This window comes from Flavobacterium frigidarium DSM 17623 (assembly GCF_000425505.1).
In the GTDB taxonomy this organism is placed as follows: domain Bacteria; phylum Bacteroidota; class Bacteroidia; order Flavobacteriales; family Flavobacteriaceae; genus Flavobacterium; species Flavobacterium frigidarium.
This window is the reverse complement of the sequence record NZ_AUDO01000004.1, coordinates 269968-285760: the sequence shown is the minus strand read 5'-3', so window position 1 is coordinate 285760 and position 15793 is coordinate 269968. Positions and strand designations below refer to the sequence as shown.

Genomic DNA, 15793 nt, shown 5'->3' with positions numbered 1-15793 from the left:
GCTATTTTAAAAAGCTTCTTCTTAGCGCATGTAAATAGACAACATTAAAGGGACATCGACAATACCCACTTTTAGTGATATTTTAGACTTACAATTTATAATGTTGTGCACATTATTATAAAATGAACCGAGTTATAATTCAACATTAAAAAGGCTTTTATAAAATATTTTTTAGAGTTAGCGTTTCACAATCAATACGTTATTAAGCAACTTGATTTTTTTGAATTTGCTGGCGTAGTTTATGTTGCAAATGATAATTCTTTAATTAATTTTACAGAAATATAATATACCACCATTGAAAGATACTGCAAAACACCAAGGACTTCGAAACCAATTAGTAAGCGTTTTACAAGAAAAAGGAATTACAGATAGAAATGTTTTAGATGCGATTAAAAAAATCCCAAGACACCTATTTTTGAATTCTAGCTTTGAAGATTATGCCTATCAAGACAAGGCTTTCCCCATAGGTGCAGGGCAAACTATTTCGCAACCTTATACTGTTGCATTTCAATCGCAATTATTAGAAATTAAAAAGGATCATAAGGTTTTAGAAATTGGTACTGGATCAGGATATCAAACAGCCGTTTTATATTTGCTTGGCGCTAAAGTGTACAGTGTAGAAAGACAAAATGAATTGTTCAAGACAACATCTACATTGTTGCCTAAATTAGGCATTAGACCTAAACATTTAACCTTTGGGGACGGTTATAAGGGTTTGCCTAACTTTGGTCCTTTTGACAGCATCATTGTAACTGCAGGAGCTCCTTATATTCCGCAGCCTTTAATGGCGCAACTTAAAATAGGAGGTAGGTTAGTTATTCCTTTAGGAGAAGACGTTCAAGTAATGACTTTATTGATTAGAAAGAACGAGACTCAATTTGAAAAACACGAGTTGGGCGAATTCAGATTTGTACCACTCTTAGAGGATAAAAACTAAAAAAAATTAAGCCCTATCACACTTATTGATGGGGCTTTTTTCTGCATCTTTATTCCTGTTATAAAAGCCGATGCGAAATACAGATTGATTAGTTTTTTTAATCCACTTTCTTCATAAATGAAATATTGAATTTCAAACTTTCTTTCTCTTGTTGCAATAGAAATGTTGTGAAGCTACTATTATTTTGATCTTGGATACTTGCTATCAACGCACTTAAGTACGTTTTCTTACTATTACTATCGCTCATGTAAATAATTGGTGTCAAATCATTTTGTAATAGTATCAAATTGGTCAATAATCTAGCAATTTTAGCCGTTCCTTGTTTGAAAGATTGCAGACTGAGAAATTTAATTTTGAACGCTGCTGCTAAAAGCACGGGATGCAAATGATTTTTGTTTTTGTTAAGCCACAGCATTAAACTTTCGAGATCAGCTTCTATGTTTTCAGGTTTTGAAGGCGAGAATAAATCATCTTTAATACTAATTGCAGTGGTCCTAAAAGTTCCAGCTTCTTTAGGGTTTATTCCTCTAAAAAGTAGTTGGTGAATCTCTATGATAGTTGCGACAGTTAGTAATTCTTTACTTTGTGCTATTTTATGGGTATAGCGCAACGCTTCTTGATGATTGATTACAGCTAGATGTTCGTGCATGCTTTTTCCTGCAATGCTCTGTCCTTCATTTAAGATTAATTCGGTTTCTATTTTTGAAAGTGAATTTCCATCTAAGCTGTTGCTTTCAAAAACATAGCTAATTATAAAGTTGTCTTGTAGTTTGATATTATTTGCTACTCCTAATTGATGTGCTACTATCTTAAGTTCTTCGATTAGTTGTAAATCTTTTTCAAATAAATCGTTTATTGACTTGCTTTCTTTGGCCAATTTTATAGTTAGTTCCTCTTGTGCTTCTTTCAAAGCTTCGAGCGCAAATTCCTCATTAGAAATCTCATGTAAAATTTTTTCTTTAAGCCAAGAAATTAGTAAAGGAGTTAACTCTATGTCAAGTGTGCTGGCAAGTTTTAAGAGTTGGTCTTTTGTAGGTCTGCGTGTACCACTTTCAAATTTGCTGATAAGAGCCTGATCAACTTGCACCATCTTTGATAGCTCTCTAGTTTTTATTCCTTTATTTTCTCGGGCAGCACGCAAAATATTTTTCATAATCTAATAAAATTTTGACTAAAATTGTCATCAAATAGGAGCAGAAAAAAGGGTTAATTGCTTAACCCTTTTTTATTACTTGTATATTTTTTTTATTCGATCTAAATCTCTTTTTGTGTCTTGCTCTTTGAGAGACTCTCGTTTGTCATATGTTTTCTTACCGCGACAAAGTCCAATTTCTAATTTAGCCATCCCTTTTTCATTGGTAAAAAGTTTCAAAGGGACAATAGTAAGACCTTTTGCTTGAACACTGCGCTCTAAGCTTTTAAGTTCTCTTTTATTAAGAAGTAGCTTTCTTTCACTTCTTGCTTGATGGTTGAATTGATTACCAAAAGTATATTCCTCAATATAAGTATTGATGGCAAAGAGTTCGTTATTGCTAAACTCACAAAAACTCTCTGTGATGTTTGCTTTACCCAAGCGTATTGATTTAATCTCAGTTCCTGCCAAAACTATTCCGGCAGTGAATTTCTCGATTATTTCATAATCAAATCGGGCTCTTTTATTAAGTATGTTGACAGTTTTTAGCATAGGATGACAAATGTAACAACAAATGCATGAATCAGCAATTTTTTTTATAAAATTGGCATAAATTTGCCACATGGAAAAACAAAATTCAAAAGACCCTTTACACGGCGTAACACTCAAGACAATTGTAGAGCAATTAGAAGCACACTTTGGTTTTGATACCTTAGGAGAATTAGTTAAAATTAAATGCTTTAATGACAACCCTAGTATAAAATCAAGCTTAACTTTTTTAAGAAAAACAGATTGGGCTAGAAAGCAAGTAGAAGAACTTTATATCTCAAATTATACAAAGTTTACTTCTTAGTTTAATTTATATGAAATCATGACACCGCCTCTATAAGGGAACCATTCACCACTTTTGTTGTAATTTTTAGCGGAGTCATATCGTGTTCCATCACTAATGTGATATCCTTTATAAAACCCTTGATGCCAGCCACCGCCTAAAAAACAGTCTAAATAAAACTTATCATTTAGTTTTGCTTTATAACCTAGAGTGGCTCCCACAAAGTAGCCTTTTCCTACTTCGTAGTTGTCTGTGTTTAGATAATTCCATTTTTGGAAATTATATTTGCTTACACCTACATGACTACCCACATACAAACCATCATCTGTGGCTTTAAAATGGTAGCGGTATTCTGCAGTTAGGGTGTAAAATTCACGTGGCTTTCCATTGACAGATTGCCAAAACGAACCTAAGGCATCAAAATTTAAAGTAGATTTTTCTCCTACCTTAGTCTCGATAGCAACATTAGGTATAGTCAATAATGTAGTCATTGCATTTACTTTTACATAGGTTTGACTTTGAGAAGAGATACTTGCTAGGAGTATCGCGAACATAATAATTTTCTTCATAGTAGTTTTATTAACCGAAATTATTTATAAATCTTATCGGTACTAATTGTTTTTAAGGTAAACACAAATGGAGTAGTTTTAGTATCTAAATAGGAGAATTAAATTTCTTCAGATTGATTATTGCGCAGCGAATAGACAACAGTGTCTAAAAATTTACCTTGATAAAATTGATTTTCAATAAAGTGTGCTTCTTTTTTAAATCCGCTTTTAATTAAAACTTTTTCAGAGCCACTATTATTAGGATCTATTACCGCTTCAATAGAGTGTAATTTCATTTCTTTAAATCCATATTCCATTACTTCTTTCATCGCTTCCACAATAATTCCCTGCCTTTGAAAAGACGGATTGAGGATGTAACCAACCTCGGCCCGATAATTATTAGGTTGTATGCGATAATGCCCAATCAATCCTATTAACTGATTGCTGCCTTTTAATGTGATTGCCCAATTAATTCCTTCATTGTTATCAATAGTATTATCAATGGTTTCTATGTGCGCTGCTGCGTCAGCAATAGTATTTGCTATGGGCCTAGGGATGTATTTCATCACTTCCTCATTAGATCGTAAAGCAAAAACTTCGTTGACATCAGATAGAAGCACTCTTCTTAATAACAAACGTTCAGTTTCTAAATTTGGAAACGGATTAAAATTTAAGGTGAGCATAATGTATATTTTCGATTATAAAATTTCGATACTGTATGCTGTTGCAAACGTGTCAGCAGCCACAATGGTTTGAATTCCCTCTTTATCTACTATTTTTCCAGTAGCTTCAGTTGTATCTGAGTAGCCGTACCAAGGTTCAATACATAAAAATGGCGCCTTCTGCATTGTCCAAATTCCCATGTGTGGAAAGTTATCGTAATGCATAGCTAGTAATGGTTTGTCGTCTTCAATTATCGTTATCGAATTTGATTTCAAGGTTTTAAAAATTAACGCGTCTCTTTCAAATAAAGAGTATTTTAAAGCTACTTTTTTATCAGTTGATTCAAGGAGCTCAGTAACATTTGAAAGTAAGTTATCTTCTAGTAAATGGTACGTTAGCTTTTCTTCTTTTTCGAATTCTAATTTGTAGTTCTCAAAATCTAGGGGTAAAGAAAATGCTGGATGAGCACCAATAGAGAATGGCAAATTTGTGTCACCATTATTAATAACAGTATATTCAATTTTTAGAGAAGCATTGTCTAATGAATATTTAATTTGCAATTCGAAAGCAAATGGATAAACTTTTAAAGTCGTTTCATTCGAAAGCAAAGAAAATGTCACGCTATCTTCTTTTTTATCGATAAGCTCAAAAGTTAAATCTCTTGCAAAACCATGTCTTGATAAAGTATAGTCGGTTTCATTATAGCTATAAGTATTGTTTTTTAAAGTTCCCACAATTGGAAATAAAATAGGGGAGTGCTTGCCCCAAAAATCTGGATCTGCTTGCCACATATATTCCCTATTATTTTCTCTTTTTATAATCGAACAAAGTTCGGCTCCAGCGTGTTTTATTTCTACTGAAAGCATTGAATTTGAAATGGTAGTCGTCATCGCGTCTTTAAATTATAGTGTCATTGAATACTGTAAAGATATTTTTAAAATTTCAGATTTTGGGATTGATGTGCAATTAATCATTCATTAAATAATATTCTCTTAAATTTTGCACCTTAATCTATATTTTATTTAGCGTTCTCTTTTTTTTTGCTAATTTGGTTGTAAAATTCAAACACATGAAAAATATTAGGTTCAAAGTCATACTTCAAATGGCTATATTAGTAGGTGTTTCTTCTGTTTATGCTCAAAATGAGCCAGCAAAAACAAAGGATGTGCCAGTTTCAAATTACAATTATCATGATGCTTTTGCACCATTTTTTTACTCTAAAAATGGTACGACAACACGATCTGCTAGCGGACAGCCGGGAGCGGAATATTGGCAAAATAGAGCTGATTATGTGCTTACAGCTAAACTAAACGCTGAAAATAATGAAATCGTAGGTACTGATATTATTACGTACACCAACAACAGTCCTGATAAAATGAAATTTGTTTGGATGAACGTAGATCAAAATTTATTTAAAGCTGATTCAAGAGGAAATGCTGTTGTGCCCCTTACAGGTAGTCGTAACGGCGCTCAAGGTGAAGATTTTGATGGAGGTCATAAAATAAAATCTGTAAAAATCATCAATTCCGTAAAAGGTAAAGTCAATGAAGTTGATGCAAAATATTTAGTAACAGACACAAGAATGCAAGTTTTTCTTCCTGAAGAATTAAAGGCAGAAGGAGGAACTGTTAGAATTAAAATTGAATTCTCGTATATTTCTCCAAAAGAAGGATCAGATCGTACCGGAGTTCTAGATACTAAGAACGGAAAAATATTTACAATCGCGCAATGGTACCCACGCATGTGTGTGTATGACGATGTACGCGGATGGAACACAAATCCTTATTTAGGAGCATCTGAATTTTATTTAGAGTATGGTGATTTTGATCTTAATATCACAGCACCTGCAAATCATATTGTAGTTTCTTCTGGTGAGCTAGTTAATCCTACAGCGGTGTACAGCTCAGTGGAGCAAAGCAGATTGGCTAAAGCAAAAACGAGTGACAAAACAGTGATGATTCGCACAGCAGAAGAAGTGGAAGCATTGTCTAAAACAAATTCAACAGCAACTAAAACGTGGCACTATAAATTAAAAAATGCAAGAGATTTATCTTGGGCATCTTCAGCTGCTTTTATTTTAGATGGAGCAAAAATAAACTTGCCAAGTGGTAAAAAGTCCTTAGCATTATCGGCATATCCAGTGGAAAGTGCAGGTGAGGGAGCTTATGGTCGCTCAACTGAATATGTGAAAGGATCAATCGAACATTACTCTGAAAAATGGATGGAGTACACGTATCCCGTTGCGACAAACGTAGCAGGAAACGAAGGTGGAATGGAATATCCCGGAATTGTTTTTTGTAGCTGGGAGTCTAAAGGTGAAGATTTGTGGGGAGTTACAGATCATGAATTTGGTCACAACTGGTTCCCAATGATAGTAGGTTCAAACGAGCGTTTATTTGGATGGATGGATGAAGGGTTCAATACTTTCATTAATTCACTAAGTACAGAGGCGTTTAATAATGGCGAATACAAATCACCAGCCTCAGACTTAAATAAATTAGCAGACAGATATACTAATGATAAGTTAGAAACGATTATGAGTAGTCCTGATAACATGCTTGAAGGAAACATTGGTTTACTATTGTATGCAAAGCCAAGTTCAGGATTGGTTATTCTAAGAGAACAAGTGTTAGGGCCAGAAAGATTTGATCTTGCTTTCCGTACTTATGTTGATAGATGGGCTTTTAAACATCCCACACCAGATGATTTCTTTAGAACAATGGAGAACGTTGCTGGAGAAGATTTAGGTTGGTTTTGGAGAGGTTGGTTTCAATACAATTGGAAGTTTGATCAGGGAATCACTGGAGTAAAATACGTTAAAAATGATCCAAGTAAAGGAGTGGTAATTACTGTCGAAAACTTCGAAAAAATGCCTATGCCTGTTATTATTGATGTAAAATTAAAAAGTGGTAAAGTAGATCGCATTAATTTGCCAGTTGAAGTTTGGCAGAGAAATACTTCATGGTCATTTAAGCATGAATCAACAGAAGAAGTTGATAGCATCACGCTAGACCCGCAGCATGTTTTACCAGATAATAATCCTGAGAATAACATTTGGTCTTCTGCAACGGGTGAAGTTGAAAAAGATATTATACTTGATGGTTATTTAGGAACTTACTCTAACAGTAGGGCGCCAATCAAAATTATATTCTCAGAGAAAAATAGTGTTTTAAATGTTGCCATTACTGATTACCCTGACTTTACAGTAGAGCCTATTGGTAAAGATTTATTCGAATCTAAAAGAGCAGGATTACAATTTCAATTTAATGATAATAAAGATGGTTTTGATATGATCATCAGTGCAGATCAAAAAATTCCGTTTACAAAAGATAAATAATAACAAATGTTATTCTGTTTTTAAAACAAAAACACCAGCCTATAGCTGGTGTTTTTTTGTATAATTAAATCGTCCTAAGCATTTTATTCAGCAGGAATTTGTTGACTCAAACAATGTAAAGTTCCTAGTCCCCAAATCAAATCAATTGCACTAATACCGATTACTTCTCTATCAGGGAAGCACTCTGCTAATATGTTCAAAGCTTTGCGATCGTTAATATCATTAAAAGTAGGCACCAAAACACATTTGTTCAATATTAAAAAATTAGCATAACTAGCCGGCAATGTCAAATCTTCAAAGTCGATTTGTTTAGGCATTGGTAACGCTACGATTACTGGAGATTTACCATTCTCTAATTTGGCTTCTTGCAATCGTTTTAAATTTTCCTGTAATGGCTTGTAGTTAGCACTTTCTGCATTCGTTTCAACAATTGTTACTATGGTATCCTCATTAATAAAACGACTAAGATCATCGACGTGCCCATGCGTGTCGTCACCTTGAACGCCATCTGCTAACCAAATCACATTTGTAACTCCTAAATATTCTTTGAAAACAGCCTCATAATCAGCCTTTGTAAAACCTGGATTACGCACTTGAATACTAGGGTGCATTAAACATTCCTCTGAAGTAAGTAGTGTTCCTCTACCGTTAACATCGATGGCTCCACCTTCTACAATTACAGGCTTCCCTTTATACATCACTTGCGTTAATGGTAGAGATAAAGCATTGGCTACTGTTGCTGGAACTTGTCTGTCTAATTGATGATTTTTATATTTTGCCCAACCATTAAAGTTGAAATTCAAAGCTTCTCTCTTGTCTCCGTTTCTCACGATGATAGGACCTGAATCACGCATCCAACTTCTATTTGTTTTTTGGATAATGAACGAAATGGTGTCTAATTCAACTTTAGCCATTTCGAGCATTTCAGTAACTTTTTCTTTAAGTTTTGTGTCGGCTACAATTAAGTAAACTGTTTCATAAGCAGCCACCTTTTTTATGAATTCTATAAAAGCCCATTGAATCGCTTCATATTTTCCAGGCCAATCTTTTCCGTTGTGTGGAAAGCAAAGTAATATTCCTTGTTGATTTTCCCATTCTGCAGGAAACCTTCTGTTATTTTCAGTCATAATAATTTTCGATTACAAAGTACAAAGGTAAACATTCGAGAACAATTTTTATTTTATTTACGGTAAGTAAAAATATAAAATGAAGCTAAAATTGAACTCTATTAGGTGTTTTTTACTCCAGTAATGTGTGATTTTACCCAAATAAGTAGATTAGTTTTTGAATGATACAATTCAATAATTAGAAGAAATAATTTAAAAAGAACTTTATTTATAACAGAAAAGGACTAAAGCGAGATGCTTTAGTCCTTTCAACAAAAAGTGTTTTATAATTTTTAAGAGCAATTAGTCAATGGCTCTTTTAGTAATATCTCCAAAAGCGTCAATTCTACGGTCTCTAAAAAACGGCCAGTTTTGACGAATATTTTCTTGAACATCTAAGTCAACTTCTGCGATTAGAATTTCTTCTTTATCATGTGAAGCTTGTGCTAAAATTTCTCCTTGAGGACCTGCAATAAATGATGCTCCCCAGAATTCGATTCCGTCAGTATCTGGTAAATATTTCTCTAAACCTATTCTATTGGCAGCAGCAACATAAACTCCATTTGCCACGGCGTGACCTTTCATAACGTTCATCCAAGCACCGTACTGATTTGTTCCGTACTGTTCTTTTTCACCTGGGTGCCATCCTATAGCTGTAGGGTAGAATAAAACTTCTGCACCTTGCAAAGCAGTTAAACGAGCTGCTTCTGGATACCATTGATCCCAGCAAATTAAAGTACCTACTTTTCCTTTTTTAGTAGGAATCGTTTTAAAACCTAAATCTCCAGGTGTAAAATAGAATTTTTCGTAGAAATGTGGGTCATCTGGTATGTGCATTTTTCTGTATAAACCAGCTTCTGAACCATCAGTGTCTATGATATAAGCACTATTGTGGTAAATTCCTGCCATTCTTTTTTCGAAAAAAGGAACAATAATTACCACTCCTAATTCTTTTGCTAAAGCGCTAAATGCTATAAATGAAGTACTATATAATGGCTCGGCAATTTCGAAATTATCAACGTCTTCACTTTGACAAAAATAATGGCTGCTGTATAATTCTGGTAACGTAATTACTTCTGCTCCTTGATTTGCAGCATCTCTTACCCAGCTCATACATTTTTTGAGGTTGTTTTCGGCAACGTCATTTAAGTTCAACTGAATAACTGCAATTTTATATTTTTTGTTTGACATAGTATTGATTTTAGTGTACAAATTTAGTGAATTTTATAAACAGTAAAAAATGATGATTTTTGATTTAAGAAAAAATTATACAACGACAATATCATGTTTGGCAAGTAAACCATGAACTGCTGATAGGGAAAAGTTTGCTTTTTTAATTGCAGTCTTCTTTGGATCAATAATGTAATTGTAACTGGTGTAAAAATTTGTTCGTATAGCTTTTGCACCAGCAAATTCTGAACGGTATAAATCACAATTAGCAAATAAAGCATCGGTCAAATCACAATCCATGAAATCGACTGCGACAATACTACAATCTTTAAAAGTGGTGTTTTTCATCTTCAAAGCATAGAATTTTGAGAAATCAAGTTTGCAGTTATCAAAATTAATTTCGAAAATTAATTTGTCACACATCGCGAAATTGACAGCTATAATAGTGCAATTTTTAAAATTAGCATTCCTAAAAGCAACGTGATTGATCATTGCATTAGAAAAATCACAATCTGTGAAAATACAATCTATAAATGTAACTGCAATAAAATTACAAACAGTAAAGTTGCAAAATTTGAACGTACAACTTTCAAATTCTTGATGATTTAAATCATTTTGCTCGTAATTTATATTTTTGTAGGTTTTATCTAATATATATGCAGTCATTGTGAAGTGTTTATAGTAGATAAAGTAATATGTTTTCTGGTGCAAATTTAAGAAAAATAATGGTTGGTTTTGTCTTTATTATAGAGCGATATTTTTATCTAATTTATGTATTGGAAAGTATTGATTTTGACCTAGAAAATCCGAGTGTGTAGTTACTTTTCATTCATTAGACTATACATTTTAGCATCATTATGAATTTAAGGCAAATCTTTGCCAAGCATATATTTTATAGGCGTTTTGACAACAAATGTGTTTTTATTTATACAATTTTAATAAAAAGTTATAAGATTATAATGTCAAAAAATATTATTTTTATATCATGATGATTTTACAACAAATTCACCTAATATTACAACAATTTATAAGTTCTTTTATTTATTTTTGAGCCGATAAAGTAGACTTATTTGTACAGAGAATAATGAAAGAATTTCACCACAGTTTAAATCACAATGAACCAAGTGGTGTGAATTTATAATTTTTTCTGAATAGGCAATTAATAAGTTTGATTTTGTTTCACAATTTATGTAAAAATTGCTACCACTTAATGCACCGTTTTTGTGAGATACAAAAACACCTGAAATAAAAATTATGATACTAATCGTAGATGATATAAATGCCAATATAATTGCTTTAAAAAAAATATTGGAACTTCACAATCTTGAAGTTGACACCGCCGAATCAGGTGAAGAAGCTTTGAAGAAAATCTTGAAGTACAACTATAGTCTTATTATCATGGATGTTCAAATGCCTGGAATGGATGGCTTTGAAGTTGCAGAAATATTGGCAGGTAATAACCGAACAAAGGATATTCCCGTGATCTTTTTATCTGCAGTAAATAAACAAAAGAGATTTATTTCAAAGGGGTATGAAACAGGTGGAGTAGACTACATTACAAAACCTGTAGATTCAGATTTACTTATACTTAAAGTTAAAACTTTCCTAAAAATATACCAACAACAAAAAGAATTACTAGATATTAAAGACTTGCTTTCTAAGGAAGTGGAAATTAGAAAGGAAGCTCAAGAAAATTTAGAAGTTAAGATTAAAGAACGCACTAAAGAGTTAGTGGCAAAAAATGAAGAGCTAGAATTGCGTAATCATGAATTGCAGCAGTTCTCATGGGTTGTATCACATGATTTAAAAGAGCCACTGCGTAAAATACAAATCTTCATTAATATAATTAAAGACCGCTATCTTGTTAGTGATGATAAAGGGACTGATTATGTAAATCGCACCGTAAAGGCTGCTGATAGAATGCAAAATCTAATTTCTGATTTATTAGAGTACTCAAGATTGTCTGCAAAAGTAACTCCCGAAAAAGTCAATCTAAATGATTTAATTGAGGAAGTGTTAATTGATTTTGATTATTTGACAGAAACTAAAAAAGCAATCATAAATATTAATAAATTGCCAACAATTCAAGGGATACCTACACAGCTTAGGCAGGTGTTTCAAAACTTGATAGGAAATTCATTGAAATTCACTAACGATGAAGTTACACCTATGATTGATGTGAGTTCAGAGATAATTGAAAGCAGGGATTTTAATAGCAATATAAATGAGGAAGGAAGCTACTGTCGCATCACGGTAAAGGACAATGGTATTGGGTTTGATGATCAATATTTGAACAAGATTTTTATGATCTTTCAAAGTCTTAGTGATCGAAAAGTATATGAAGGTACCGGAATAGGTTTAGCTATTGCTAAGAAGATTATTGAAAAGCACAATGGATTGATTACCGCTAAAAGCCAAGTAGGAGCGGGAGCAAGCTTTATAATGATTTTACCATTGCAATTTACAGAATAAATAATAACAGGTTAAAAGGTCTATGAAAAACAATTTTAAGAGAAATGTATATATCAGCTCATCTATCTCGATGGTGATATTAATGGTTAGTTCACTGGCCTCTTTTATAAGTATTAAAAGTTTATTAAATAGTAATTCATGGGTTAACCATACCCAAGAGGTTATCTATAATCTCAATGAAGGTGCTAATAATCTCGTAGAAGCGCAAACAAGTATGAGAGGGTTTCTCATTACTGGAAGAGAGGATTACTTAAGTCATTTTGACCAATCTCTAGAAGTTTCAAATGCTGCTTTTGAGAAAATAGAGGAATTAACCTTAGACAACCCCATTCAGCAAAATAATTTAAAGGAGCTGAAGCCTATTCGACTTAAATTTTTCAATTTTTTACGTTATCGTGTTAACGACCGTAGGATGGGGGTCAATCTTCAGGCTTATGATCTTGACACGGGAAAATCGTTAATGGACCAAATTAAAGTAATTGTAAAACGTATTGAGCAGCACGAGCAAGGCTTGTTAAAAATGCGAACAGATAACTCTCAACGTTATGGGAATTATAGCTCAATTTTAATAATTGTGGCATCTTTAATTGCGATTATTATTACTGTTTTAATGGTGGTTAGAATACTGAAGGACTATAAAGAAAGATCGCTATTACAAGAGGAACTGCTTAGACGTGACGCAGAAACTGCTGAACGCATCAAGGCAATTAGCAGTATAGCCTCTCAACTTTCTGATGGAGATTATTCAATTTCAGTGACCGATAATCAAAGCGATGCTTTAGGCAGTGTGGGAGTTTCCCTAAATAATATGGGTAAATCATTGAAGAAATCCTTTGAGTTACTTTCTCATAAGGAGTGGTTACAAACAGGTATAGCGCAGCTAAATAATATCATGCTTGGCGAGAAAAAATTAAGCATCTTAACTAAAGATATTATCGAGTTTGTTGCAGTATATAGCAACAGTAGTGCTGGACTAATTTACACCGCTGAGGGTGACGAACTAGTGAAAGCAGCTGGCTACAGCTATATTCCTAGTAAGAGTCAAGAGCGACTTAAAATGGGTCAAGGAATCACGGGACAAGCCGCTATCTCTAGAAAAATAATTTCGTTAGATCAGCTTTCAGATACTAATATTGCGGTATCTTATGGATTAGGAGAGGTGAAACCATCTCAAATAATTGCTGTGCCTTTATTAGATAATAAAGTAGAAGGTGTAATAGAATTAGCCAGCGTTAAAGGATTTACCTCGATACAAATAGAATTTTTAACTAGTGTTGCTAGCAACATTGGTATCGCTATTAAAGCTACGCAAAATAGAAAACGTGTTATCGAATTACTCGAGGAAACGCAATCACAATCTGAAGAATTGCGCTTACAGCATAGTGAAATGGAAGCAATCAATGCGGAACTAGAAACGCAGACAGAAAAATTACAGGCTTCAGAAGAAGAGCTGAGAGTACAGCAAGAAGAATTACAACAAACTAATGAGGAGCTTGCTGAACGCAGCGTATTGCTAGAAGAGAAAAATTCTGAAATTCAAAAAAAATCAGAAGACCTAGAATTAACAACGCGTTATAAGTCTGAGTTCTTGGCAAATATGTCACATGAGTTGCGCACGCCTTTAAATTCAATTTTGCTACTAAGCCGCTTACTTTCTGAAAATAACGACAGTAATATGAATTTGGAGCAAATTGAATTTGCTAAAGTAATTCAAAGTTCAGGAAATGGTTTATTAGGATTAATTGACGAAATATTAGATTTATCTAAAATCGAAGCTGGAAAAATGGAATTAGAGTTAGATCAAGTTCCTACTAGTAATATTACAGATGGCTTAAAAGGCTTGTTTACTGAAGTTGCCAAAGATAAGAAAATTGAATTTTCTATCATCAATAGTGATGCACCCGCAGTGATCAAGACAGACAAGATGCGATTAGAGCAAATCTTGAAAAACTTGATTTCAAATGCTATTAAATTCACATCAAAAGGTAGTGTAACATTAGAGGTGAAAACAGATATTCACGATCCAAAAATGATTTTATTTACTGTAAAAGATACAGGAATAGGAATTCCATTAGAGAAGCAACCTTTAGTATTTGAAGCTTTTCAGCAAGCAGATGGGTCTACTAAAAGAAAGTATGGTGGAACTGGATTAGGGTTATCAATCAGTAGAGAATTGGCTAAACTATTACAGGGAGAAATCAAGCTTAAAAGCACTGTAGGAGAGGGAAGTGAATTCACTCTTGCGATTCCTATAGTAGGTCGAGAAGGTGAGCAAGTTCAAGAAGAAGAAGTTGTCATAACTCCATTAGAAAAAATAACTACAATTGTAAAAGAACAAGAGACAAATAAGTACCTAAGTCTTACTATACCCGAAGATGTTCCAGATGATAGAGATGATATCAACGAGCATGATAAGGTGATTTTAATAGTGGAAGATGATGTGAATTTTGCAAAATCGCTACTTAGCTTTAGTCGTCAAAGAGGGTATAAAGGAGTAGTTACCGTAAGGGGTGATTATGCCTTAAATTATGCTTTGCTATACAATCCGGTAGGAATTCTATTAGACATTCAGTTGCCTATTAAGAACGGTTGGCAAGTAATGGAAGAGCTAAAAGCGAACTGGAGAACAAAACATATTCCGGTGCACATTATGTCATCGCATCAATTAAAACAAGAAAGTTTATTAAAAGGTGCGGTTAACTTCTTGAACAAACCAGTAGCATTCGAAAAAATGCCTGAGATCTTCAAGCATATTGAGCAAATTATTAATAAGGAGTCGCAAAAGGTTTTAATTATCGAAGACAATCCTAAACATGCTGAAGCTCTGTCGTATTTCTTAGAGTCATACAGTATCAAGTCAGAAATTAAGAGTGAAGTTAGTCAAGGTGTTTCGGCTTTAAGCCAAAAAGAAATTGATTGCGTTATTCTCGACATGGGAATTCCAGATGCTAAGGCTTATGAGATATTAGAAGAGGTTAAAAAGAATAACGGCCTTGAAAATTTGCCTGTAATTGTTTTTACAGGAAAGAGCTTGTCGATGAAGGAAGAGCTCAAAATTAAAAAGTATGCTGACTCAATTGTTGTTAAAACAGCGCATTCTTACCAGAGGATGCTTGATGAGGTTTCCCTATTTTTACATTTAGTTGAGGAGAATAAGGAAGATGACGGCAGCAAGAAAGACATTTATAAGAAGAAAAGTTTGTTAAACAATATTCTTAAGGATAAAACAGTATTAGTTGTCGATGATGATGTGCGTAATATTTATTCTCTTACAAAAGCTTTGGAAGTTTTTGAGATGAATGTAATCACTGCTATCGATGGTAAGGAAGCGCTAAAAATGTTAGATGAGAATCCGCAAGTAGACGTTGTTTTACTTGATATGATGATGCCTAATATGGATGGTTATGAAACCGCTGGAATTATTAGACAGAATGAGAAATTAAAGAACCTTCCCGTAATTGCCGTAACTGCAAAAGCGATGACAGGCGATAGAGAGAAATGCATCCAAGCAGGTGCGTCAGATTATATTACAAAACCGGTAGATATCGATCAGTTACTGTCTTTACTACGAGTATGGCTTTATGATAATTTTTAAA

13 protein-coding genes are annotated in these 15793 nt (G+C 33.5%); 5 read left to right on the top strand and 8 right to left on the bottom strand.

Annotated features, from left to right (window positions below):
* Nucleotides 1–295 precede the first annotated feature (295 nt).
* Complete coding sequence (locus H603_RS0103525) at nt 296–937, top strand: protein-L-isoaspartate(D-aspartate) O-methyltransferase (RefSeq protein ID WP_026707281.1); 642 nt, start codon at nt 296–298, stop codon at nt 935–937.
* 97 nt (nt 938–1034) lie between these two features.
* On the opposite strand, the gene H603_RS0103520 is transcribed toward H603_RS0103525, so the two are convergent.
* Complete coding sequence (locus tag H603_RS0103520) at nt 1035–2090, bottom strand: Fic family protein (protein WP_026707280.1); 1056 nt, start codon at nt 2088–2090, stop codon at nt 1035–1037.
* 75 nt (nt 2091–2165) lie between these two features.
* Complete coding sequence (gene smpB, locus H603_RS0103515; RefSeq protein WP_026707279.1) at nt 2166–2621, bottom strand: SsrA-binding protein SmpB; 456 nt, start codon at nt 2619–2621, stop codon at nt 2166–2168.
* 70 nt (nt 2622–2691) lie between these two features.
* Here smpB and H603_RS0103510 point away from each other — a divergent pair, with 70 nt between their 5' ends.
* On the top strand, nt 2692–2922 hold the full coding sequence (locus H603_RS0103510; RefSeq protein ID WP_026707278.1) for a VF530 family protein: 231 nt from the start codon (nt 2692–2694) through the stop codon (nt 2920–2922).
* Here the strand turns inward: H603_RS0103510 and H603_RS0103505 are convergent.
* From H603_RS0103505 to H603_RS0103495, 3 genes are all read right to left on the bottom strand, one after another.
* Entirely contained in the window at nt 2919–3470 is a 552-nt protein-coding gene (locus H603_RS0103505; protein ID WP_026707277.1) for a DUF3575 domain-containing protein, read from the bottom strand. The two genes, H603_RS0103510 and H603_RS0103505, sit on opposite strands and share 4 nt — an antisense overlap.
* Nucleotides 3471–3568: 98 nt before the next feature.
* Nucleotides 3569–4132 carry a GNAT family N-acetyltransferase gene (locus tag H603_RS0103500; protein ID WP_026707276.1) on the bottom strand — a complete coding sequence of 188 codons (564 nt, stop codon included), beginning with the start codon at nt 4130–4132 and terminating at the stop codon, nt 3569–3571.
* Nucleotides 4133–4147: 15 nt separating this feature from the next.
* On the bottom strand, nt 4148–5002 hold the full coding sequence (locus tag H603_RS0103495) for an aldose 1-epimerase family protein (protein WP_026707275.1): 855 nt from the start codon (nt 5000–5002) through the stop codon (nt 4148–4150).
* A 179-nt stretch (nt 5003–5181) separates the two neighbouring features.
* On the opposite strand from H603_RS0103495, the gene H603_RS0103490 reads away from it, so the two are divergent.
* Nucleotides 5182–7449: a M1 family metallopeptidase gene (locus H603_RS0103490; protein ID WP_026707274.1), complete on the top strand. Its 2268-nt coding sequence runs from the start codon at nt 5182–5184 to the stop codon at nt 7447–7449.
* Nucleotides 7450–7532: 83 nt separating this feature from the next.
* Here the strand turns inward: H603_RS0103490 and H603_RS0103485 are convergent, their stop codons facing one another.
* From H603_RS0103485 to H603_RS0103475, 3 genes are all read right to left on the bottom strand, one after another.
* A complete protein-coding gene (locus tag H603_RS0103485; protein WP_026707273.1) occupies nt 7533–8576 on the bottom strand; it encodes an agmatine deiminase family protein in 1044 nt (347 codons plus the stop codon).
* Between the two features lie 282 nt (nt 8577–8858).
* Nucleotides 8859–9746, bottom strand: a complete 888-nt coding sequence (locus H603_RS0103480; RefSeq protein WP_026707272.1) for a carbon-nitrogen hydrolase — start codon at nt 9744–9746, stop codon at nt 8859–8861.
* A 75-nt stretch (nt 9747–9821) separates the two neighbouring features.
* Nucleotides 9822–10391 (bottom strand): pentapeptide repeat-containing protein, encoded by a 570-nt coding sequence (locus H603_RS0103475; RefSeq protein ID WP_026707271.1) that lies wholly within the window; start codon nt 10389–10391, stop codon nt 9822–9824.
* A gap of 588 nt (nt 10392–10979) precedes the next feature.
* Between H603_RS0103475 and H603_RS0103470 the strand changes: the two genes are divergently transcribed.
* Together H603_RS0103470 and H603_RS0103465 are read left to right on the top strand one after the other, a co-directional pair.
* Nucleotides 10980–12197, top strand: a complete 1218-nt coding sequence (locus H603_RS0103470) for a hybrid sensor histidine kinase/response regulator (protein WP_026707270.1) — start codon at nt 10980–10982, stop codon at nt 12195–12197.
* 22 nt (nt 12198–12219) lie between these two features.
* Nucleotides 12220–15792, top strand: a complete 3573-nt coding sequence (locus H603_RS0103465; RefSeq protein ID WP_026707269.1) for a response regulator — start codon at nt 12220–12222, stop codon at nt 15790–15792.
* The last annotated feature ends 1 nt before the right edge of the window (nt 15793 follow it).